18 protein-coding genes and 2 pseudogenes are annotated in these 22,033 nt (G+C 38.9%); 7 read left to right on the top strand and 13 right to left on the bottom strand.

From position 1 onward, the window contains the following. The first annotated feature begins 22 nt into the window (after positions 1 to 22). Positions 23 to 2,434, top strand: a complete 2,412-nt coding sequence (locus tag IG80_RS13055; protein ID WP_052045950.1) for an ATP-binding protein — start codon at positions 23 to 25, stop codon at positions 2,432 to 2,434. Positions 2,435 to 2,480: 46 nt separating this feature from the next. On the opposite strand, the gene IG80_RS0103390 is transcribed toward IG80_RS13055, so the two are convergent. From IG80_RS0103390 to ltrA, 4 genes are all read right to left on the bottom strand, one after another. Continuing rightward, positions 2,481 to 3,356 carry an SDR family NAD(P)-dependent oxidoreductase gene (locus tag IG80_RS0103390; protein WP_032113319.1) on the bottom strand — a complete coding sequence of 292 codons (876 nt, stop codon included), beginning with the start codon at positions 3,354 to 3,356 and terminating at the stop codon, positions 2,481 to 2,483. 481 nt (positions 3,357 to 3,837) lie between these two features. Continuing rightward, entirely contained in the window at positions 3,838 to 4,038 is a 201-nt protein-coding gene (locus IG80_RS16145; RefSeq protein WP_032112578.1) for a YrrC family ATP-dependent DNA helicase, read from the bottom strand. A gap of 10 nt (positions 4,039 to 4,048) precedes the next feature. Further along, entirely contained in the window at positions 4,049 to 4,300 is a 252-nt protein-coding gene (locus tag IG80_RS0103380) for a hypothetical protein (protein ID WP_032112577.1), read from the bottom strand. A gap of 18 nt (positions 4,301 to 4,318) precedes the next feature. Further along, positions 4,319 to 5,836, bottom strand: a complete 1,518-nt coding sequence (gene ltrA, locus IG80_RS0103375; protein ID WP_032112576.1) for a group II intron reverse transcriptase/maturase — start codon at positions 5,834 to 5,836, stop codon at positions 4,319 to 4,321. Between the two features lie 424 nt (positions 5,837 to 6,260). On the opposite strand from ltrA, the gene IG80_RS0103370 reads away from it, so the two are divergent. Further along, on the top strand, positions 6,261 to 6,470 hold the full coding sequence (locus IG80_RS0103370) for a hypothetical protein (protein ID WP_032112575.1): 210 nt from the start codon (positions 6,261 to 6,263) through the stop codon (positions 6,468 to 6,470). Between the two features lie 466 nt (positions 6,471 to 6,936). Here the strand turns inward: IG80_RS0103370 and IG80_RS0103365 are convergent, their stop codons facing one another. The 8 genes from IG80_RS0103365 to IG80_RS0103330 form a co-directional block, all read right to left on the bottom strand. Continuing rightward, positions 6,937 to 8,028, bottom strand: coding sequence for a Fic family protein (locus IG80_RS0103365; protein ID WP_032112574.1), 1,092 nt, complete (start codon positions 8,026 to 8,028; stop codon positions 6,937 to 6,939). A 93-nt stretch (positions 8,029 to 8,121) separates the two neighbouring features. Beyond that, positions 8,122 to 8,316 (bottom strand): helix-turn-helix domain-containing protein, encoded by a 195-nt coding sequence (locus IG80_RS0103360; RefSeq protein ID WP_156962017.1) that lies wholly within the window; start codon positions 8,314 to 8,316, stop codon positions 8,122 to 8,124. A gap of 467 nt (positions 8,317 to 8,783) precedes the next feature. Then, positions 8,784 to 10,154, bottom strand: a complete 1,371-nt coding sequence (locus IG80_RS0103355) for an IS110 family RNA-guided transposase (RefSeq protein ID WP_032112572.1) — start codon at positions 10,152 to 10,154, stop codon at positions 8,784 to 8,786. Between the two features lie 642 nt (positions 10,155 to 10,796). After that, positions 10,797 to 11,717 carry a phospholipase D-like domain-containing protein gene (locus tag IG80_RS0103350; protein WP_032112571.1) on the bottom strand — a complete coding sequence of 307 codons (921 nt, stop codon included), beginning with the start codon at positions 11,715 to 11,717 and terminating at the stop codon, positions 10,797 to 10,799. A gap of 151 nt (positions 11,718 to 11,868) precedes the next feature. Then, the gene (locus IG80_RS0103345) at positions 11,869 to 12,156 is read right to left on the bottom strand and encodes a hypothetical protein (RefSeq protein ID WP_032112570.1); all 288 of its coding nucleotides are present in this window, start codon (positions 12,154 to 12,156) and stop codon (positions 11,869 to 11,871) included. Positions 12,157 to 12,277: 121 nt separating this feature from the next. Beyond that, entirely contained in the window at positions 12,278 to 15,241 is a 2,964-nt protein-coding gene (locus tag IG80_RS0103340; protein ID WP_198027141.1) for a patatin-like phospholipase family protein, read from the bottom strand. Positions 15,242 to 15,551: 310 nt separating this feature from the next. Next, the gene (locus IG80_RS0103335; protein WP_052045949.1) at positions 15,552 to 16,520 is read right to left on the bottom strand and encodes an IS5 family transposase; all 969 of its coding nucleotides are present in this window, start codon (positions 16,518 to 16,520) and stop codon (positions 15,552 to 15,554) included. Positions 16,521 to 16,557: 37 nt separating this feature from the next. Then, a complete protein-coding gene (locus IG80_RS0103330; RefSeq protein WP_032112568.1) occupies positions 16,558 to 17,124 on the bottom strand; it encodes a nucleotidyl transferase AbiEii/AbiGii toxin family protein in 567 nt (188 codons plus the stop codon). Between the two features lie 175 nt (positions 17,125 to 17,299). On the opposite strand from IG80_RS0103330, the gene IG80_RS0103325 reads away from it, so the two are divergent. The 4 genes and pseudogenes from IG80_RS0103325 (at position 17,300) to IG80_RS0103310 (ending at position 19,847) form a co-directional block, all read left to right on the top strand. Continuing rightward, a complete protein-coding gene (locus IG80_RS0103325; protein WP_032112567.1) occupies positions 17,300 to 17,506 on the top strand; it encodes a hypothetical protein in 207 nt (68 codons plus the stop codon). Between the two features lie 75 nt (positions 17,507 to 17,581). Beyond that, positions 17,582 to 17,872, top strand: a pseudogene (locus IG80_RS0103320) (recombinase family protein); the annotation flags it as partial. Between the two features lie 285 nt (positions 17,873 to 18,157). Next, complete coding sequence (locus IG80_RS0103315) at positions 18,158 to 18,895, top strand: M15 family metallopeptidase (protein ID WP_032113316.1); 738 nt, start codon at positions 18,158 to 18,160, stop codon at positions 18,893 to 18,895. A 592-nt stretch (positions 18,896 to 19,487) separates the two neighbouring features. Further along, positions 19,488 to 19,847 carry a hypothetical protein gene (locus IG80_RS0103310; protein ID WP_032112566.1) on the top strand — a complete coding sequence of 120 codons (360 nt, stop codon included), beginning with the start codon at positions 19,488 to 19,490 and terminating at the stop codon, positions 19,845 to 19,847. A gap of 267 nt (positions 19,848 to 20,114) precedes the next feature. Here IG80_RS0103310 and IG80_RS0103305 read toward each other — a convergent pair whose 3' ends face one another. Further along, positions 20,115 to 20,681 (bottom strand): hypothetical protein, encoded by a 567-nt coding sequence (locus IG80_RS0103305; RefSeq protein WP_032112565.1) that lies wholly within the window; start codon positions 20,679 to 20,681, stop codon positions 20,115 to 20,117. A 254-nt stretch (positions 20,682 to 20,935) separates the two neighbouring features. Between IG80_RS0103305 and IG80_RS12340 the strand changes: the two are divergent. Further along, positions 20,936 to 21,607 (top strand): annotated as a pseudogene (locus IG80_RS12340) (IS3 family transposase); the annotation flags it as partial. Positions 21,608 to 22,033: the final 426 nt, after the last annotated feature.

Below are 22,033 nucleotides of genomic sequence, written 5' to 3'. Positions count from 1 at the left end.
AAATAATTTATGAGGCGGCGATATGAGAAAGTATTTATTAGCCCTCATTCTGATGGTTGTCACTCTTCCACAAAAACAAGTATGGTCTATGTCTCCCACAGAAGAGGAAGAAAAGAAAACCAATCTGGAAATTACCCCACAACCTCAAATACGGACAGGTGGCCTTTCTCTCCTTGGTGAGGAGGAGGAGGATATGCCTACCCCTATTATAGGTTTACAAGAAGAAGCGGGCAGCTATAGCGGTCCTCAATGGGGTCTGTCGGAAAAAGAGATAGAGTATCTTTTTAAAAACTCTCAAGACTTTGTATGTATTCTCCAATTCGGCGGCCATTTTAAAAGGCTTAATTCTACTTGGCACTATCTATTAGGATGGGAAATTGAAGAGCTCCTGAGTACCCCTTATATCAATTTTGTCCATCCCGACGATATTGAAAAAACATTAGAATATGAAAATAAATTTGCGCCAGCAGGACTAATCAATCGTTATCGATGTAAGGATGGGTCTTATCGTTGGTTAGATTGGATAGGGCTATCAAGGACAACAGAAAAGGTAATAAAAGGTGAGAAAGATTATCCTCTTTCTATTGCCAGAGATATTACTTTAATAAAAAAACTAGAAATAGGTTTAGACCAAAGACTCACACAATCGGCGAGGAAGGAATGGTATATAAAACAAAGAATTTTAGAAGCTGTTACAGAAATTCAAAATTCACATATTAATAGTTTTTTTTACGAAAATGAGGAAAGTAATGAAGGTTATAGCTTACAAGTTATTCTGCAAAATTTCATCAGGTTGAGCGAAAGTGAGTTCGGGTTTATTAAGGAGATAACTTCTGACCAAATTGGTAGCCATCCTTCTCCTTATTTATGGGAAGGCAATTTTTCAGTCGAGAATTCCCCTATCAGACAAGAAACAACAAAAAACTTAGAGGGATTTTTCAACAATTTTATTGAAGATATTCTCTCCACAAGAGAACCTTTGATGGTGAATGATATTAAGAATTATTCTAAAAAAATTGAAATTCCTCTTGAGTTGCCACCATTAAAATCCTTTCTTGGCATACCTTTCCTAGCCCAAGGGAAAGTGATAGGTGTCATTGGACTCTGCAATCGTGTAAAAACTATCAATAGAAAACTCTTGGAAAACCTTGACCTTGTTGCTTCCTTATCAAGCCGCATTATTAATGAGAAATATATGAGGATGACTCAAATAGAAGGTGAGAGGTTACAACAACGCCAAAAACAAGCTGAAGCTGAAAACAAAGCAAAATCAAGCTTCTTAGCCCATATGTCCCATGAAATACGAACCCCATTAACAGGCCTTTTGGGTATGTTGGAACTTATTAACAAAGGAATTTTGCCTGACGAAGACCTAAATTACTTGCAAATGGCTCATGGCGCTGGTTTGTCGCTTTTAAGCATATTAAACGATATTTTAGATACATCAAAAATTGAAGCCGGTCAATTTAAGCTGGAAAATATTAAGTTTAATCCTCTTATTATTGCCCAAGAAGTAGTGCAGATGTTGTCATTAGATGCTCATAAAAAAGAAATAGACCTTACTCTGGTGACAAATTCTCAGCTTCCGCTTTATGTCATAGGTGATCCTACAAGGTTACGGCAAATTTTATTTAATCTAATAGGCAATGCTGTTAAATTTACTAGTAAAGGGAGCGTAGTGGTTTCTCTTAAGGGGAAATCTGATAAAGATCATATTAGGCTTGTAGGAGATGTTTGTCAAATTATCACCGGAAAAGTCACTGATACAGGCATGGGTATATCACCTGAAACTCAAGAGCGACTTTTTAAACCTTTCTCTCAATCAGATGACTCAATACTGCGTAGATTTGGAGGAACTGGCTTGGGATTGTTTATTACAAAGAAATTATGTGAAATGATGGGCGGGGATATAACAATCGTAAGTGAAGTTGATAAAGGTACGACCTTTCGCTTCCATATAAAAGTAGGCTACTCAAAAGATTTAATTTCTTCATTCGGGAGTCCGACTTCCCTAAGAGAAATTGAAAAACTACCAAATATTCGAGTGTTAGTCGCAGAAGATAATGCGGTCAACCAAATTATTTTAAAAACTTTGCTAACCAAAGCAGGATGTTCTGTTACTACGGTATGGAATGGGGCAGAGGCTGTAAAAGCTATCACCAAAGGCCACCCCCCCTATGATCTTGTCTTAATGGATGGTGAAATGCCTGTAATGGATGGTATTGAGGCAACTCAACAGATACGGGATAGATTGAAAATTACGGCGCAAACTCTCCCTATTATCGCTGTAACCGCCCATGCTATGGTAGAAGATCGTGAAAGATTTTTGCAAGCAGGTATGAACGGATACTTAACCAAGCCAGTACAAAAAGAGGGGTTATTTGAAGAAATCCTGAGATGCTTATCTTCTTCCTCTTATTTTGAAAGAAAGTGAAGTTAAACGAGAAATATTACGGTAACCCTCCCCAAAAATCATTTTTTTATTCATTAAACGGATTATACTTTCTCATGAGTTTAGCTGTTTCTGTCCAGAGTAACTGTTGGGCGGTGATATCATTTCCTATATCAATTGGGGTTATTGGTTTACCATCCACTGAAAAATAACCGCCAGATACGTTGGCAAAGGCAGTGTCTGAGGCGAGCTGGACAATTATGCTTGCTCCACGGTTGGGATCCCCTACACTAAATAGCTTTAACACTGTTTCCAAAAGGCCTGCAAAGGGTACCTCTCTTCCCAGTCCGGTTACATTGAAACCTGGACAGAGGCAGTTAACCACCACGCCGGTGTCTTTAAGCTGACGTGCTAGTTCCATTGAAAACATTATATTCATTAGTTTAGTACAACCATAGTACTGCGATGAGCCAAGGAACGTATATGTTGTAGTATCGGTGAGATCTCGTGTTGGGTCTAAGCTTTTACTTTGTCGAGATGCTTCAGATGCTACAGTTACAATGCGAGATGGAGCTGATTCTACTAGGCGCTGACGAAGGATCGAGGTTAATAGCCAAGGAGCGAGGTAATTTACTGAAACCATCTCGCCGAAGCCATCTGCGGTAATGCGCTGTTCGAAGGCATGAATACCTGCATTATTAATAAGAACATCTATACGTTGATACTTCTCAGCAATCTTCAAAGCGGCATCAGCTACTGTGCTGAGTCGAGTAAAATCGGCGTACTCAAAATCAATTTTCGCTGAGGGCACTGATCTAAGAATCTCAGCGTGGGTTTCATCCATCTTTTCTTGACTACGTGCAATTATAATGAGATGAGCATCTTGCTCAGCCAGAGTTTTTGCGGCTATGCGGCCTAAACCATTCGTTGCTCCAGTAATGAGGATGGTTTTGCTCGTCGACATCGGCACTCCCTTCCTATCTAATTGACTAATATCATCCGCTTTCTCCATTGCAAGCAGGCAAGTTTGATGTAGGTATAAAAGGTAAAAAAATACTAAAGAAAATTTAACAGTATTCTTAAAAAATCTGAAAACCATAGTCATCTGCTCCTTGAAGTTTGATAAATTTGATCCTTTTTAAGTAAGCTAGAACTTTAACGGTCTATAAGCAAAGTGAATGGCATCGTCAAGTTAACTTAGGAAGATAGGCTGGTGTGATAGTTTTGGGAAAAATGCTTAAAGGGTTGGAACATGACATTATCCACCGCTCCCCGTCGTCATCGGTTTCCAGTTTCTATTATTAGCCAGGCTGTATGGATTTATCGTCGGTTTAATAACAGTTATCGAGATATTGAAGAACAGATGGCTTATCGAGGGATTCATGTCAGCTATGAGACAATTCGATCTTGGACTATCAAGTTTTCAAGTCATTTCCGAAACGTTATCAAAAAACGAGAGAGGAAACTTTCGGATAAGTGGCACCTTGACGGTGCCGACTTGACCCCACTACGGTCACCAAGTCACGCTGTCCATTGACCTTCACAGGAAGGACACAGAATCCATTGTCAGGATTATGATAAGTTACCCTTTCAATGATCTCCTGAAGATCTTCTGCCTGTGACGTTGATAAGGCGCCTTTTACCATGCGTTCTCTTTTATTCTTCCTCTACCATCGATAAAGCATAGTTTGACCACAGTTGGGATAGTAAATCCTCTTGTTTTTGGAAAACATTCAGCGCTTGGCCAAAAATAGATTTATCCAAGATATGTGGTTGGTTTTTTGTAAACTCCAGTACTTGAAGTTGTCTTTGCGATACCAATAAAAGGTTATCAACGAGTTCTTGTCGAGTAGCAAGCCCAAGATTACTCCTGGGCAGCCCTCTCAGAACTGTGCGGACGATTTTCACCGTACACAGCTCAAGCCCTCAATAAGGCTGAATGGTTTTCAACCCGGTCAGCTCAGTGTCGTAACTGAGTTTACAACGGCGTTGCTTTTCCTGTTCTCTCTTTACAAAGTATTCCTTGTAAAAAGGGTCAAAAGGATTAGCTTTAGCGACAATTTTAATGTGACGGCGAATCTTGGTGTCTATTGCGCGTTTTAGGAAGAGGGTTTTCTTCTTCCCTTCTTTATCCTTTATCAGACAATAGAAACGCCAATTATCGCCCTTATGGCTCTTCCAGTAGTGTTTCATAATCCACTTTATGCCTTTTCGGGAATGCCTTTTGAGCGCCCACCGTTTGAGGGCCTGGAAGAGTTCATGGTCGATTTGAGCGAAGACTTTCGATGCCACGACACTGCGGTAGTAATTTGTCCATCCGGTTATCTTTTCGTTTAACGCATGGATTAGCTTATCTGTTGGCAGTGCTGCCCCTTTTCGGATCAACTCTCTGATTTCTTTTAAAAATCTCTTGATATTTATCTTTGAGGGTTTGGTTAGGACTTTGCCATTCTTGTACTTGCGCATTGTGAAGCCAAGAAAGTCAAACCCCTTTTCAATCGGTGTAATCTTTGTCTTCTCTGTCGATAACTCAAGTCCAACTGTTTTAAGGAATTCAACCAGCTTTGGCATCACTTCGTTTTGGAGAAGCTCTGCTGAAGCCGCTGTGACTATAAAGTCATCAGCATAGGAAATGGTATTGATTTTCTTCCCTTTTCTCTGGTTCTCGCTGGCTGGTCGGAGCTTGCCCTCCAAACCAGCTAAGGTTATAACCGTAAGTGCTGGCGAAATCACTGATCCCTGTGGCGTTCCTTTCGTTGTTGGGTTGAGATGACCTTTTTCCATGAAGCCTGCCTTTAAGAATTTCCTTAGGATTGTTTTGTCCATGGGAATGTTCTCTAATAGCCAATCATGATTGATTTGGCCAAAGCAGTTCCGAATATCACCTTCAAGCACGAATGTCGCTGATTTTGCTCTTCCCAATGCAATGAAGCATTGTTCAATCGCATCATGAGTCGACCGCTTCATACGGAAACCGTAGGCATTCGGGTCGGCTCGTTCTTCGACAATTGGTTCTAGGGCGAGTAGGTGTAGGGCTTGCATCGCTCGACATTTCAATGTTGGAATGGAGAGCGGTCTTTGGCCTTTTCCTGTTTTCTTCGGGATGTAAATGCGTCTTAACGGTTGTGGCTTGTAGCCTTTGCGTTTGAGACTCTTTACAGCTCTCATTTTCTGGAGATCAGTACTCCAGATCACATTATCAATGCCAGGAGTTTTAGCGCCTGCGCTGCTTGTAACTCGCTTAACGGATAAGCATTTACCGTAAAACGAGGTGGTCAGGAGTCGTTGCAAGGCTTTCACCTTGCCCTTTCTTCCTGCCCTTTCTGCCTTGGCGATACGTACTTGGAGTCGAAAGACAAAAGCTTTAATCTGATCCCAATTTATTGTGGACCAAGATTTGTCAGCTTTTGCCGAAAGGGCACCAGTCGATTGTGTCGCTGTCATTTGCGTTCTTTCATAAAGTCGATTCTCCAAGTTCTCTCACCATTGAAGACCTGCTCGAAGTGGGCTCATTTTCGTGCCGGGTAACGTTTAAACCCGTATCCACTTCATTACAAAGAGGCATTTGCTTTCTCGAGCATCCTTTACCGGCAGAACCATAGGTCTTTCTTACGATTGACTGTCCTCCTGGGAGGAGTTCTACCGGCTTACCACGTTCCGCCATAAGAGCACGCTGACTTAGTCGCCTGCTAGAGACCGGGAAACATTGATGACTGCGAAAGCCTTTGGGCCCATGGCTTTCCTATTTCCTGATGAAGGTATCAGCCGTTTACCCTCATTTAACATTACGGTCTTTTGACGCAGATTCAGATATCTTCGACATATCAGCTACCTAGCGCTCACCTGGTTTCGGCTACCAGGAGGATCCTTGGCTTGCGCTTTAAATCCCGTACTTTCGTACTTTGCTACGTTGTCCGATCCGCTCTTGATTCAGGATCGTAGGTTCATCCAGCAGCATGGATGGTGGTGTTTTCTTAAAATTAAGAGCACCACAGCTCTTATTGGCGACTTTCGTGTCGCACGGCCCAGTGTTAAGCTGGTTGTAAAAGCCGCCACGGAAATAGGTCTGAGATTTTAGGCGGGGGATATTTGGATGATGTTTTGGAAGTCAAATCTGCAATTTTTCTATTTTTAAAGTTCCGATTTTTATTTAATGTGAGGAATTGAGCGATTTTTTCTTCTCATACAAGCTTGACAAGCGTCATTTTAAAGGGTATTTCTTCCGATTAACTGCCGACATTAGTTCTTCCACAGAACCCTTAATTGTAAGAGAAAAATGAGTAAGCTAGAAGGGGGCCATTGACAATATCTCATGCAGACTGCCGCTAAATTTCTAAAATATTTTTTATTGTAATTTTTTAGTTTAAATAATCATGAGCAGAAAGCAGTCGAAAAACCTATGTACCCGAAAACTAACCGGCAAGAAACCTTAAATTGATAGTCTTCTTATTAATTGTCACCATAGAATTATTAGTAACCTTAGCAGCTGGGAGAGGGAGGGGTAGTAAGTTATTAGCAAATGCCTTCTGACTCTTTCTATTTATCTAACAAGCTTTAAGAGAATAGCTGGTGCTTCGACCCCCTTCTGGATTTTTTGTTAAAATTCCAAAATTAACAAGTTCGAGGATATCGCGATAGGCCGTATCTTGAGAGCATTTTATAATCTTAGCGAATTTGGAGGAAGTTAACTTGCCTTCGAAACCATTTAACAGAAGATTGATAACCTTTTTCTGGCGCTCGTTTAATTGGAACTTGTCGATCGCTTGCCAAAATCGTGCTTTAAAGAGCACAGCACTCAGAGTGCTACTAGCTCCTTGTATGGCTCGTCCTAAGCAATCAATAAACCACTCTAACCATTCAGTTATTTCCAACTCTCCTTTTTGGGTTTGTTCTAGAATTTTATAGTAATCCTTACGTTCCTGTTGGATCTGGGAGGAAAGACTATAAAAACGCTGGGAACTTTTCTCTGATCGAGCTAGTATATAATCGATGATTGCTCGCCCAATACGTCCATTCCCGTCATCAAAGGGATGGATTATAACGAACCACAAATGAGATATACCTGCTTTAATAATAGGGTCTACGGGTGAAATATCATTCAACCAATCCAAAAATATATCCATTTCATGGTTAACCTTTTCGGGTGAGGGGGCTTCAAAATGGACTCTTTCTTTACCAATATAACCTGATACAACCTGCATATGTCCTTTGCGCCATTGCTCTACAGTAATCCTGGATAATCCACTGCGCCCTGTAGAAAAAAGGGAAGCATGCCAGGCAAAAAGCCTATCCTTAGTAATGGGCTCATGATAATTTTGGGTGGCATCGAGCATCATTTCAACAACGCCTTCTACGTTGCGATCAACTTTATCCATGCCAGCTATCTCTATGCCCAGTCGACGGGCAATTGAAGAGCGAACTAATGAGGTATCTAGAAGTTCCCCTTCGATTTCACTGGACTTCACCACATCTTGAGTAAGTGTCTGAAGGACCGCCTCTTTTTGCAGATTAAATCCCAAAGATTCCATCTTGCCTATAAGCAGGCCTTGTTGATGGCGTACAGGAATCAGTCGCTCAAAAATAGCTTCTCTATTCCAGCGAAATTTTGGCCAATCTGTTAGCTCGTGAATATACATTGGACAACCTTCATCTATACTTAAATAAATTATAGGAACAATTCTCCGCAATCACAACCATAATATCCGCATTTATTGCGTATATTATGGTTGTTATTCTCCGCGCGGCGTACAAACTGTATTTAAATACTGATAAAGAGTGACCCGACTTACGCCGAGAGATTTAGCAATATGGGCTTTTTTCTCTCCGTTGGTGATTCTTTGCTGCATCTCTATTAATTGTTCCTCGGATAACGCCCGCTTTCTACCTTTATAAACGCCTTCCCTTTCTGCCTTGGCAATACGCATTTGAAGTCGAAAGGCATGCTTTTGAATAATAGGCCATGCATAGGTTGACCAACCTTCCTTCAATCTTGTTAAAGATATCTAGAGACTTTCGCTTTCTCAGACATCCCATACCTGCAGAACCATAGGCTTCTCTTACGATTAGCTGTCCTTCCTTTTTTTTGGAAAGAAAGGAGTTCTACAGGCTTATCACGTTCCGCTCTAAGAGCACGCTGACTTAGCCGCCTGCTAGAGACCGGGAAGCTTGTTGGCTGCGAAGAGAGTTACCCCCTTCTCTCTTGCCCGCTTCCGACAGAGGTGTCAGCCGGTTACCTCTGTTAGATCTTACGATCTTTTATCGCAGATTCAGATGTCTTCGGCATATCAACTACCTAGTGCTATCCCGAGTTTCGGCTCTCAGGAGGATATTCCTCTCACGATTCCTATCTTGCATTAGTATGCTTCGCTACATTGTCAGGATAGCTCTCCTCCTAAGAAACACCTATATTAAATCCTTGTTTTTCTATCTTTTCTATCAAATCATATCCGAGGTGTTTTGCCAGTTTTTCCAATTTCCCCACTAAATTTGCTTTATATTTCTTTTCGTAGCATTCTATACCCTGCTCAACATAATCTTGGCCGTATTTAAGCAATCTATAAAATAAACATGCTATTTTTCTGGCAGTTGCCGTAATTGCCTTCGGTGCTCCTGCTTTGCTTTTTACTCGCCTCATGAATGCCCCAATTGCCGTTTGAGTTTTCCCTGCAGAGCAGGCTGCCAATCTAAATGCCTTAGATGCACTATTTTTTACCTTTCTGGTTTTACTCCCCAATATTTTTGCACCGCTAATTTTATTTGCAGGACTTAAACCCAACCATGACGTGAAATGCTTTTCTGTGGGCCATTTGCTCATGTTTGTGCCAATTTCTGCTGTAATAGCTTGCACTGTAAGCTCGTTCAGACCAGGAATAGCCGTAAAATCTACACCTATAAGCGCATATAAGCTTTCCCTAAGATTAAATTTAGGAATATTTGAAGATGATAACCTACGCTTCTTCTTTTTTAATGGTTCTTTATTTTCTTTTTTGTCAAGTTCCTGATAATAAACCTCAATTACTTTATCAAGGTCTTCTATCTGTTTTTGATAAAAATTGTATGATTCAAACTCTTGCTTCAATACAAAGAGATGCTCTTGCCGATAATCACCATTCAATGATTTGGCAATAACGTCTTCGCTGCTTTTGATCCCATTATTTCGTAATTTGGCTAATTTAATCGGGTCACGTTCACCTGTAAGAATCGCATTAATAATAGCTGTACCAGTAGCGCCAGTAATATTGCTGATTACGTTATGGAGCTGTATGTTCATCTCCGTTAAAGCTTTTTGCATACGCAAAACATGGCTTGACGCGCTTTCAATTAAACGTGCTCGATGACGTATATAGCTACGAAGAACACAAATCTGATCATCAGGCCGAAATGAAGCTCTCAACAATCCATAACTATGTAATTTTTGCAACCAACCACAATCTTCGACATCAGTTTTTTTGCGTCCAGGTGCACCTTTTACATGTTGAGCATTAATAAGATTAACTTCAAATCCTGCGCGTTCAAGTATTTGGTATACTGGAATCCAGTAAACACCTGTAGATTCCATAGCTACAGATTTAATTCCACATTTCTTTAACCATGTTGCCATCATATTTATGTCTTCAGTAAAGCTGCCAAATGATCTTATGCGTACACTATCTCTATCTTCTGGGACGCAAACGTAATGTATTTTTGAGCCAATATCTATACCTGCCGCATCAAGATTAATCATTTCCAACCCTTTTGCACTAGCGCTTTTTTTCTTGCTCATTGTAAAACCTCCGGTTATATGGGGCTTAGGCCATTGCCGGAGCTGCTATAGTTGGGGTGGTTTGAAATGTATAATCTCCTAAACGAGGTATCTTACGATCCATCAATATAAAAACCACAAGCCCCAAGACCAGACTTTATTACGGGTACAAGACGCCATTGAGCGGACGGTCATAACTCTCAAAGTAGCTCCGACATCCACACAATAGCAGGGCTGATTCTGTTTCTTACATATAAAACAAGATCCGCCAGGAGATTGTGTGCGACTTTATTCATGTCCTTAGGTTCACCTGGTGGTACAGGTGGTCCTCTCCTTTATTCAACGGAGGACAACTCTCAACAAAGACCTCGTGTCGCAGCCCCAACTTTTGAATGGTCTCCTAGTTGCTAAATGCAACAAACCCTTTTGAGCAGTATGGAAGCTTTTCTTAACCTTTTAAAAGTAGGACGGTATAAAAAGAGTGTCAAAGAGTATCGACAAAAGTTTATCAAGTCTCTAGATATCTTTAACAAGATTGTGGCTTCACACCACCATTATGCCAAATAAGAGAGGGGAAGGAATCCCTTATTTTATTCCCTTTAATAACTTGACGACACCCAAATAATTTGACAATACTCTCTCAATTTGTAGGATTGCGCAAATTTAACTAAGCAATTTTACTGATTTTATCATCCCATTCTTTTGTATCCCATCAAAGTGTCTTTTGTAGTACTCAAAGATGGTATCATTATTCTTGATCGCTATCATATTTTCATAATTTAGATTATTTTGTACACTTTTAGTAAAGCCCGCAGAACCAAGAATAACTATTTTATCTCCGTTATTCTTGATTATTAATAATAGTTTATCATGAAACAATCCCCCATTCTTCATTCCCACTTTATAAATTTTAATATTTTTATTCTTTTTTAGAAAATGGAGAGCAGGTCGCATAAATGAACCATTCTGAGGATCATGATATTGTTGGGCATCAACTCTTATCTTTATAGAAGCTCCGTTTTTAGCTGCCTTTTCCAACCCTGCTATTATATCAGTACTAGGTGAGTTGGCCCGGCTTATCAAAAACATGTTAATAAGGATCTCCCTTGCGCCTTCTATATTTTCCTTTATAAACTCTTTAACGTTAACTATAGGAGCAAGACAAATATTAAGCTCCTTCCCCTGTCTCTCATGAAATAAACGTAGTTGTTTAATAATTTCTCCATTATCCTTGGGGTCTTTTATTATGTAATCAAAATAGGTACTATAAAGATTTGTGAGCTCAGAATTGTTTTGAAAGATGATAGAACATTCTATGTTATTATTGTAAGCTGACCACGTTAAATTAGGTGAGCCTGTCATTAAAGATAGACCATCGATACTCATAAACTTATTGTGCATCTTACATTTACCCGAAGTAGTCACGACGGTAATTTTGTGAGTAAAATCAAAATTATAATTAAAGATGCCAAGTATTTCCGGTGAAGCTTTTTCATTGTCCCCAGTAATTAGTCTTATTAATTCCTTACTTCGTAACAATTGAGCCGTCCCCATATCAGTAAATTGATCAACCGCTACCATCATATTTTTGGTAGATCCATTAAGGAACTCTTTAATCCCCTCCTCTAAATTTCCATAGAGTGTAGAGATAGGAACTATACTGGGTGGAGAAATGGTATCAGAGTAAAGTATACTAGAAGCTCCCCCCCCCTCATCATCAGATTTATTTTTCCCTTTATATCGATAGGCTTAGGTTTCCTATCTTCTGCGAGTTCATCATGCGACTCTTTTTTTCCTTTTCTGAAGTTTGATCGAGGATAGAGGTAGAAATTATGGTAGACAAACTAGGTTTTCTACCCTCTGACAATCCATCATCAACTGGTTTTTCCCCAATTTCTAATTCTTGCTTCTTAACGATCGAAGGGGGGGAATATGTATCAGTGATATGATCTCCTGCGGCTGCTAAAAAACAATTTGATTTACATAGCAGCGTGAATGTTAATATTAAAATAAGTTTATGCATTATTGTCCCTAAATATTTTATATTTTTAAAAAGAAGTTTAAATATTAATTTTCTCTACAGTCTCTTCACTTTAAGAAGCAGGGCATTTTTCTCTTAAAAAATTAAAAAGAATTCCCATAAACTAATTATGTACCCCTTCTATCCGAGCCTCATCACTCATGTTACCAAGGGCTTTTAAAGCTTTTTTTGCTAATTTATTTCCCTTTTCCTTAAGCTTCTCAAGTTCATTCTTACCTTTTTCCTCATCATGTTTGAGATTGTAGCTTCCCTGGAAATAAGCTGAAGCTAGAGAAACTTCTGCTTCTTCATGCCCTAAAACAGCAGCTTCTTGACATAAAGAATAAGCAAGACTCATATTTTCTTCTTCATTATCTTCTTTCAACCCAAAATAATAAGGTGCAGTCTCATAAGCGACACTTAGGTCATATAAAGCTTTAGAATGTCCTTGGGCAGCAGCTCTATAAATATATTCTCGACTGATCTCTGGATCGGCGTTTAAAATGGATGAGGCTAACTCATATTGAGCTTCAGCATGGCCTAACTTTGCTGCAAGCTCTAAACGCGCTTTATCATCCATTATGATATTTGCTAGTTTTATCCATTTAGGAGGTATTTTAAGGGGGAGGTAGGCATGGAGAAGGTTATTAGCAGCACGGGTTTTAAATGAGAGTTGCATTGGATGCCATTTATGTTCTGTTTCAATATTTTCCAATATGTCTTTAATAATAAAGATTGTGGGCTCTCTTTTTAAAAGTATCTGTATTTTTGCTATAGTTTTATCGTCTATCAAATTACCGCTTAATTGCAAGTTAACAAGCTTTGTATTAAGTTTTCTTTTAAATATTCTGCTAAATTCTTGTGCTCCATTATCGGTGATTTTATTATTAGATAGGTCTAATTCCACTAAAGAGGTATTATACTTAAGACTTAAGGCTATCAATTCGGTACCTTCGTCCCCAATAATATTATTAGCTAAATTTAAGTGAGTAAGACATTTATTTTCTTTCAAAAAACTAGCAATTACATTAGCACCTTCGTTTGTAAGGTAGTTATAAGCTAAATTTAAGATAGAGAGAGTAGAGCTTTCCTTAAATGCTTGGAAATGAAAATATAGAGCAGAAAAGTTCCCCTTACCTATATTGTTTTTTTCTAAATTTAGATCTTTAAGCGTAGTATTAAGGCCTCTCCCGAAACATCCTATAATCCTCTCATCCAATTTATTGTCGGATAGGTTTAAACTGTTAATAGCTGCTTCTTGACTAAGAAGTTCCTGTGCGTAATCAGACGCATGATGTGTCAAATCACAGTGAGTTAAATTTAATTTTTTCAAAGATGTATTATCTCTAACAAGTCGAACAACATCAGACATCCCGCTATCTGCTAAGCTATTGTAAGCTAAATTAAGACTCTGAATATTCATCTCTTTAAGAAACTCGGTAAGTTTTTTTATGCCTTTATAATTAATATTATTGTTAGCTACATTTAGATGGGTTAAGTTTTTTCTACGTTTTATCACCCAAGTTAGGTCTTCTATTCCTTCATTACCTATTTTATTAGAGGCTAAATCAAGTGAAGTAAGAATAGGGCTACCCTTCTGGAGTGCGAATGCAAGCTTCTCAGTTCCACTCGTACCAAGTTGAACATTTCTTAAATGCAGGTTTTTAAGAGTGGTAGATTTCTTAACAAATTTTATTATATTCTGAACTTCTTGAGGGAGAAGAACAAGATCTCTTACAAATAAAACTTCCAGGTTACTAGGCGGAGCACTAACAAGCCCTCCAATTTCTTCCTTCGATAAACTATCTATTATTTTTACGTATGGTAAAGAATCGATAATTTCTTTGAAATTTGTATTCGCTTCTCTAGCTTTGGCAACGTCTTGGTAACTTAAAAATTGTAGCACATGATATAAAATTTCAGGAGGTAAATCTAGAATTCTACTATCTAGGGTATTCATAATTTGTGGTTTTTTGGAGATACCTAATTTCTTATATATTTCTCCATATTTTTTTAATTTTTCCACTGTCTGATTGAAAGTAGGATACTGAGGGCTGGCGGGATTTAAAGAGAACAATGCACCTTGTCTCAAGGTCTGTATGTTTTTTTGTGTGCTATCTAAGGACATAAGATTTTCAGCGATATAAATCTGAATTCTATCGTACTCGATCTTTCTGCCTTGTTGCTTCATGCTCTCCCTTAAAGTTTCTAAGACTCTCAGATGTAGGTCTTGTTGGCGTTCTATAAGCTTATCTGCAATTTGGGAAGCCCACTGTATTTTTCCGCCATCCTTAAGTCTTAAGTCACCAAATTTTCTTGGTGCTTCTCCAGTCCCTAATGAAACAATATAAAGGTCACACCCTGGAAACTCTTTTTCAGCTGTTCTTACCGCTTCAAAAGTTGGATCATTGGCATAAAGTCCTCCATCAATAAAAGTATGGACACCAGTTTCTTTCTCATCTTTTATGGTCGCTGGCTCAAAATAAGAAGGTGCTGCAAAAGTTACTCGTGCCACATCTCTCATTTTAAAATTGTGTCCTTTAAACTTTTGGGCAAGATGGCTGTCAAATAAGTAAGGGCAACTTTGCCCTATATTCTCGGCTGGAATAAGGACATGGGAAATAGATTCGCTAAGCCATGTCTCCCCGAACTGTTCTGTCAAAACTTCTTCCAAAGAACGAGCGTCATATTTAGGCGCCTCTAACTTTGATTTTCTTCTCAGAAAAAAAGATTTTATTTTTTTCAAGCTTTCCACAGGCCGAGCTAATCTTTCCCAGTCCTTTAAGTATAATTGAACCATATCTTTTGCTGACTTATCGGCATTCAACCCCAGGACAATAGCCCCTCCTGTAGAGGTCCCTGCCATAATATCAAAATACTCAGCAAGCCTCACTTTTTCTTCTCCAAAATGATTAGATAAACGCTTTTCAATTTCTTCTAGAACAGTTGCTGGTATAATCCCTCTTAATCCTCCTCCATCAATTGTTAAGATTCGAACGACCTTTCTTTCTGGCGGAGAAAAAGCTTCAGCTAATTCATCTTTCTGCATGGCCTGAGCTGAAAGAGAGGAAAGAATCATTAAAGCCATAAGAGGGCGGCAGTAGTTAGAAATTTTTTTAAGTTTACCGGCTGGTTGGCAATGGATCAACATGAGGCCCCTTATTTTAGTAAATTTTAGCTTAGTTATGCTCCCATAATTAGAAAATAAATTTCCCCTTTAAAATAAAAGAATTATTAATCTAGAGGTTCCTTTAGATATGGTGTAAAATTTAATTGTCTTTTTGAGATTAGGGGTAGTTATTATCCAGTAGTTTCTATGTACACAACAAATTTTCATTTTGATGGCATTGTTGCGCAAATAGGACGAAAGAATAAAGTCCCCCTTTTCTCCGTATTTATTAGATTTTAACTGATTCCGGCATGCCAAGATTAGTAAAAGTGTTCATGATGAAGCACCCAAGATGCAATTCTGCATCCTGGTTATCCCATAACCTGGCATTAAGCTTACGACCGATCACCTCTTTATAGCGGTATATCGTATTTTCTACTTTTGCTCTCCTGCCATAATCATTTTTTGTTTGCCAGGCGTATAGTCCCTTTTTATCAATGTAATTAATACCCTTTTGTCTGACAGAGCAATGCTCTTCTGACAGTGAAGGAGATCCTCGAGCTGGAGGAATAATGGCTTGAATGTTGTCTAATTCTAGTTTTTCATAAACACTTTCCCCATCATAGCCCGCATCAGCAATAAGTTGCGTAATATTTGTCGCATCGGCCTGCTTAAGGTGAGCGTCTAAGCAGGATCGATCATCTGTTAAATGACTAGTCATTATCCGAGAAACAATTAATCCCTTGCTGCTAATGCCAAGGTGAAGCTTACGCCAGACTTTGCGTTTGTACTGTTTGCCATATTTTGTTTCGAGCCATTCACTTTCTCCAAATACTTTAATACCTGTACTATCAATGACAAGGTGACCGTGTTCATCCATTTTTTCTAATTGGCGCGTGATTAAAGGGACAGTCCCTCGACGTGATAGTCTTGTGTAATCAGGGACATCCAATTGAAGGCCAAGGAGATGAAACAATGACTTGACCAATCCTTGAGTTTGTCTAAGTTTTTGTTTAAAGATGAGCCTTAATGTTAGCATTAGTGTAATGGCATGATCAGAATAGTGAAGAGGCCGCCCTTTTTTAGAAATAGGAGATTTTTGCGCGTACCACTTATGGTGAAGATCCTCACAAAGCCATAAAGTGAGATCTCCTCTGTTTATTAAAGTTTGATTATAGTCTGGCCAATTCTGTAGGCGATAGTGCTCTTGACGTTTATGAATAGCGCCTGATCGCCTAATACGTTCTTTATAAGGCATAGGTCGTCCTTTTTTATTTTAAAAAAAATACTTCCATTTACCTTTTAATGACAACTTTTTCTATTTGCGCAACAAATCCACATATGATCTCTTCAAGAGAATATGTTTTTATTATCGTAAGGAGAGTTTCATTGTAGGGCGGAGTGATTTCTTGCTCGCAAATGGGAAAACAGGAGCTTTTAGGAAAGCTAAGCTCAATTGTAACTTTTGGGGTGTCGGCGCTTTCCCAAGGGTATCTGAATGACACAAGATAGTTTTTAAGATTATTAACAAGAATCGGAATAGATACGACGCTAACATCATGTCCTCTTCTTTGTAGGGATTCTTGAGTGAATTGGCAAGCGGCGCGAATTAATCTGTTTAACTCGTCTTCATCAGGATGATCACCTATGATAGAAAAATCTATATCCTGTGAGAATCGATCATAGCTTTTAAAATAGCATTTTCGAAGACATGCACCTCCTTTAAGTACCAAATATGGACGAAGCTCTTGGATTTTTGAAAAACCATATAACAACCAAGATATGGCATAATCCTGTTCTATTAAGGCCCTGTCAATAGAGGCTTTTTCTTGCTGCTCTTCAATTAATTTACTAATTAACATTGGTTAATAGGCTTACTAAATATCTTTCTTATTTTTAGTTATACCAGAGCAATTATCACTTTTTTTAATTTTAAAAAGAATAATAGCAGCATTGATATAGATGCAATGGTTAATGCTCTTGAAAAACACTTAAAACAGCACTTCTGGAAAGCAGCCTAGCTCAAAACGAACACTTTTGGGGGTTAATCTGCAGGCCCCCTATAATGCCTCAATTCATTCATGTATCCTCGATGCTGATCCTCATAGCCAAAAGAAGCTAAAAATCCTTAAGAAAACATCCCCTGTTGCCTGGCGGCATATTCACTTCACAGGAAGATTTACCTTCTATACCAACAAAAACCCAATTAACCTTAGTCATCTCATTGAATATATTGAATTATAATCCCTTGTTTTCTCCAAAATAATCAACCTTTTTGACTCGCTCGGAATTTTCGGGGGTTTGTGGCTGCAAGGCCTATTTGGAATGTTTGCGGCTTTAGCTGAGTTTGAGCGGGAGCTCATTGTTGAAAGAACGCAAGCAGGATTAGCGGCGGCTAGAGCTCGAGGAAGAAAAGGGGGGAGGCCTCGAAAAATGGATGTCCATTTACTTCGCATGGCTATGGCCGCGATGACAGATCAAAAAGCAGTGGCACAAGATGTAGCTAAGCGTCTCGGTACTACCACAACGACATTATATATGTATGTGAATGGAGATGGATCAGTTAAAGAACCAGAGCAAAAACTTCTTCATAATATCAATGTAATTTAATTTCAAATTCGTTTATATGATTTATGAACAGTTAGAAATTAACTTATTTTCTAGTTATTTTAAATGTTCAAGCCATACTATTGGCCCCTATTTTAGTCACTTCTTCCATAGAAAACCTAGGGATAGTCAAAGGAAATGAGCTGCTTTTTGAGGTAGAAAGATTCTACAGCACGAAAAAGAAAAGGTAAATTTAACTGAAAAAATTAAAAAAAAATTTATGATTATTGAGACAACAAGCCATATTTTCTGGAGAAGAAGATGATACTAAGTTTTTCAAAAAAAGCCATGTTTCTATTATGTTTCTTACTTATTCCTACAAGCTCCAACTCTCAACAAGCAGAGCTTCCTGAAGGATTTGTCTTTTTAAAAGATATCGATCCTAAAATCATCGAAAGTCCCCGCTATTACTCAGACCAGAACTTCTTAGGAAAACCGGTACCAGGATACACAACACCACGGGTTATATGTACTCAAGAAGCAGGTGAAAAACTAAAAGTGGCCCACGAGGCTCTCAATAAAAGGGGGTATAGGTTGGTGGTCTATGATGGATATCGACCTCAAAGGGCCGTTAATGAGTTTATGAGGTGGAGCCAAGATGAGAAAGATCAACTGGCAAAAAGACTTTATTATCCGAGTGTGGACAAAATAGATGTCTTTAAGCTAGGATATGTGGCCGAGAAGTCAGGCCATAGCCGAGGGAGCACGTTTGATTTAACAATCATTAAGGATGGCCAGCAGCTGAAACCCCTAACTATTTCCTTTCGCCAGTTGGCAAATGGCGAGTCGATTCCCTTCTTGGATGATAATACAGAAGATATGGGATCATCTTTTGACTTGTTCCATAATGTTTCACATCATGATAGTAAACTTGTTAATGTAGAGAAGTTGGAGAAGCGCAAATTCTTGCGAGATGTGATGAAACAGTGCGGTTTTAAAGAGTACCCCTATGAGTGGTGGCATTATACTCTCGAGAATGAGCCCTATCCAGAGACTTACTTTGACTTTATTGTAGGGAAGAGTTAATTCAGTTCTGATACTCCGTGAGAAATCTAGAGTTATTAATATAAATATTAGGGATTAAAGGCTATAATAATAAGTACCAATGATATAGTCCTCATTATTATGATTTCTGAATATTGATAGATTAACTGATTTTTTGGTTATTCTAAATCGCTTATGCTATACCATTGGGACCCTTTTATTTCTATGAAAAACATAATAAATGTAGTTTTCGTATACAATGAGTTCACTCGAGGGGGTCTGTTGCATCTTCAATAGTTAATTGACGCTTCCGCCCGGAATGGATAGAGCTCCACAAAACGATAATTAAAATAAAGATATTCTAGAGCATTTTCGATGCTTAGGTGTAAATGCTTGATATCATAAACGTCCATGCTTGATTTAGAGCGTCATTTTGTACCCAGAATAAATGAGAATATACATTTGGGGCAAAATGGCTTTGTGGCCATAAGTCATTCTCCTCTATCAATAAGAGTAAAATCTTTCAGACTAACTAAAAGGCAAAGTTAATTTGACTATACCCTTTAAGACCATTAAATATAGGGGAAGATCAAGAAATGGCATAATAACAACCTTCGAGTAACTTTTCGTTCCAATGATTGTCAGACTCCCTATCCTATTAGCAATTATTTTATTATGTCTTGCAACTTCCCATCCGCAAGCCGAAGCACCTGCATTCTCATTAACTGCTACAAAAAGCACTGCGAAACTCATCAAAAGCATTGAAGGCGTTTATAAATTTCTACATGGGGTAGATTCGTCCATTCCTTATCCTCCGACTGGAGATCCTGAGGACATCCTTGAGATTGTAAAAGTCTCAGAGCAGTCTATCTATTTTCGAACACGTATTACGTCAGCTTGGGCGAGGGTAGGTGCGCAATGGGGAATTGCCTCTTATACCTCAAACGATACTTTTATCTATGATGCGCTTAAAAATCATCTAAGTTATCAATAGCCGATCCTTATTTTTCCTCACTTTGCAGATCACCCCCCGGTTTGGGATGGTCTCCTATTTGTGCAATTTAGAAATGTCCCCTTTTGTTGATACCTTATCCATTGAGGAATCCCAACGAAAGGTGGGGGATCATGGAAGGTTACATAACAATGAGCAAACAAGATCTAACTTGCCTCGAGCTTATTCAAAAAGTCACGTTAAGCTCTTGTTCTTAGCGGACAAGAGGCGTGGCCCCCATTGACAATAGCAACAAAGCTCGGGGCTGGGTTAATGGAAGGATGCTTCAGCTAAAGCTTTTTTGTACTGTTGTGAGTTCAGCAACCGGTTCATGTATCTAATTTTTCTTTTTCTTTTGCGATCAAAGCTGTAGGTGTAAGATCCCACTCCTCCCCCGAGATGACTCAGGCTACAGCCTCCATTGTCCCGCAACTCAATTTTATCTTCTGTTACTTTGATTGTAAATTGACACCTAGGTTTATTCCTAACTTGGGTTCCATCGGGCTCTGTATAGATAAAAGTATCGTTTGAGGTATAAGAGGCAATTCCCCATTGCGCACCTACCCTCGCCCAAGCTGACGTAATACGTGTTCGAAAATAGATAGACTGCTCTGAGACTTTTACAATCTCAAGGATGTCCTCAGGATCTCCAGTCGGAGGATAAGGAATGGACGAATCTACCCCATGTAGAAATTTATAAACGCCTTCAATGCTTTTGATGAGTTTCGCAGTGCTTTTTGTAGCAGTTAATGAGAATGCAGGTGCTTCGGCTTGCGGATGGGAAGTTGCAAGACATAATAAAATAATTGCTAATAGGATAGGGAGTCTGACAATCATTGGAACGAAAAGTTACTCGAAGGTTGTTATTATGCCATTTCTTGATCTTCCCCTATATTTAATGGTCTTAAAGGGTATAGTCAAATTAACTTTGCCTTTTAGTTAGTCTGAAAGATTTTACTCTTATTGATAGAGGAGAATGACTTATGGCCACAAAGCCATTTTGCCCCAAATGTATATTCTCATTTATTCTGGGTACAAAAATGACGCTCTAAATCAAGCATGGACGTTTATGATATCAAGCATTTACAAGTAATTGGGGATTTGGGTTATGTTTTTTGTACTTACGTAATGTGAAAGGGTTCAAGTGGAATCACAAACGTGTCTATCGCATTTACAAAGAGCTGAGCTTAAATTTAAGAATCAAACCTAAGAAACGTCTGATACGTGAGAAACCAGAAAAGCTTGTTGTGCCTAAGGCGATTAATGAGGTGTGGTCGATGGATTTCATGCATGACCAACTCGGTGATCAAAGTGGTTACCGGCTATTCAATGTGATTGATGACTATAATCGAGAAGGTCTAGGGATAGAGATTGATCTATCCTTGCCGGCTGAACGGGTGATAAGATCTTTGGATCAAATTATTGAGTTGCGAGGCAAACCCAAGGTTTTGTGATGTGATAACGGTCCTGAATATATTAGCGGCAAATTGCAGAAATGAGCATCCAAGCATGGGATAAGCCTGGCATATATCCAGCCGGGCAAGCCTCAGCAAAATGCTTATATTGAGAGATTCAACAGGACAGTTAGATATGATTGGCTCAATCAGGAGATATTTGACAGCATTGGGGAAGTTCAGGAAAAAGCAACAACTTGGCTATGGCATTATAACAACGAAAGACCTAATATGGCCTTAGGTGGGATAACGCCTATGCAAAAGCTACATGGGGTGGTCTTTGGCAATTCTACTTTTGACTCCCTTTAATTTGGGGAGGATTACCTAACCATATGAGGCTCAAGGCTCAGTACATAGTAAGATGGGTCTTCTTTTCTATCACGATACTTCCAACCGTTAGTCACAAAGCGCTTCGTGGCGCACTCAGATCAGGTCTTAACTTTTACAACTTATGTGAAGAATTGGGTATTGCCAGCCAAACTCTTTACCTCCATGCAGGCCCTCAAGGCCAACTATCCGCCCCGACGGCCAAAATTTCCTGGAGCAAAGGAAAATGCAGGTTTTGTAGGAAGAAGGTTCTCATCAATTACGTTTTTATTATGCGTTAGCTTCTGATCCCAAAGCAATTTTCTTCTGAGATTGGCTTAAGGAAAAAAGAAATTCCTTCTTGTTTACTTTGAAAATTTTTTTCTTTCTTTACCTTTCTTTTTTTCTTTAGGATCGGCTTTGGTTCTT

Origin of the sequence: Candidatus Paracaedibacter symbiosus, assembly GCF_000757605.1 — a bacterium.
Lineage (GTDB): Bacteria > Pseudomonadota > Alphaproteobacteria > Paracaedibacterales > Paracaedibacteraceae > Paracaedibacter_A > Paracaedibacter_A symbiosus.
The sequence above is the reverse complement of the archived record's forward strand: the minus strand, read 5'-3'. Positions and strand labels throughout refer to the sequence as shown.

What these genes read in the sequence shown, in the direction of transcription:
- IG80_RS13055 (WP_052045950.1), top strand. Translation starts at nt 23, where the DNA reads ATGAGAAAGTATTTATTAGCCCTCATTCTGATGGTTGTCACTCTTCCA.
- IG80_RS0103390 (WP_032113319.1), bottom strand. Translation starts at nt 3,356, where the DNA reads ATGTCGACGAGCAAAACCATCCTCATTACTGGAGCAACGAATGGTTTA.
- IG80_RS16145 (WP_032112578.1), bottom strand. Translation starts at nt 4,038, where the DNA reads ATGGTAAAAGGCGCCTTATCAACGTCACAGGCAGAAGATCTTCAGGAG.
- ltrA (WP_032112576.1), bottom strand. Translation starts at nt 5,836, where the DNA reads ATGACAGCGACACAATCGACTGGTGCCCTTTCGGCAAAAGCTGACAAA.
- IG80_RS0103365 (WP_032112574.1), bottom strand. Translation starts at nt 8,028, where the DNA reads ATGTATATTCACGAGCTAACAGATTGGCCAAAATTTCGCTGGAATAGA.
- IG80_RS0103360 (WP_156962017.1), bottom strand. Translation starts at nt 8,316, where the DNA reads ATGCGTATTGCCAAGGCAGAAAGGGAAGGCGTTTATAAAGGTAGAAAG.
- IG80_RS0103355 (WP_032112572.1), bottom strand. Translation starts at nt 10,154, where the DNA reads ATGAGCAAGAAAAAAAGCGCTAGTGCAAAAGGGTTGGAAATGATTAAT.
- IG80_RS0103350 (WP_032112571.1), bottom strand. Translation starts at nt 11,717, where the DNA reads ATGATGGTAGCGGTTGATCAATTTACTGATATGGGGACGGCTCAATTG.
- IG80_RS0103345 (WP_032112570.1), bottom strand. Translation starts at nt 12,156, where the DNA reads ATGCATAAACTTATTTTAATATTAACATTCACGCTGCTATGTAAATCA.
- IG80_RS0103340 (WP_198027141.1), bottom strand. Translation starts at nt 15,241, where the DNA reads ATGGCTTTAATGATTCTTTCCTCTCTTTCAGCTCAGGCCATGCAGAAA.
- IG80_RS0103335 (WP_052045949.1), bottom strand. Translation starts at nt 16,520, where the DNA reads ATGCCTTATAAAGAACGTATTAGGCGATCAGGCGCTATTCATAAACGT.
- IG80_RS0103330 (WP_032112568.1), bottom strand. Translation starts at nt 17,124, where the DNA reads ATGTTAATTAGTAAATTAATTGAAGAGCAGCAAGAAAAAGCCTCTATT.
- IG80_RS0103315 (WP_032113316.1), top strand. Translation starts at nt 18,158, where the DNA reads ATGTTTCTATTATGTTTCTTACTTATTCCTACAAGCTCCAACTCTCAA.
- IG80_RS0103310 (WP_032112566.1), top strand. Translation starts at nt 19,488, where the DNA reads ATGATTGTCAGACTCCCTATCCTATTAGCAATTATTTTATTATGTCTT.
- IG80_RS0103305 (WP_032112565.1), bottom strand. Translation starts at nt 20,681, where the DNA reads ATGATTGTCAGACTCCCTATCCTATTAGCAATTATTTTATTATGTCTT.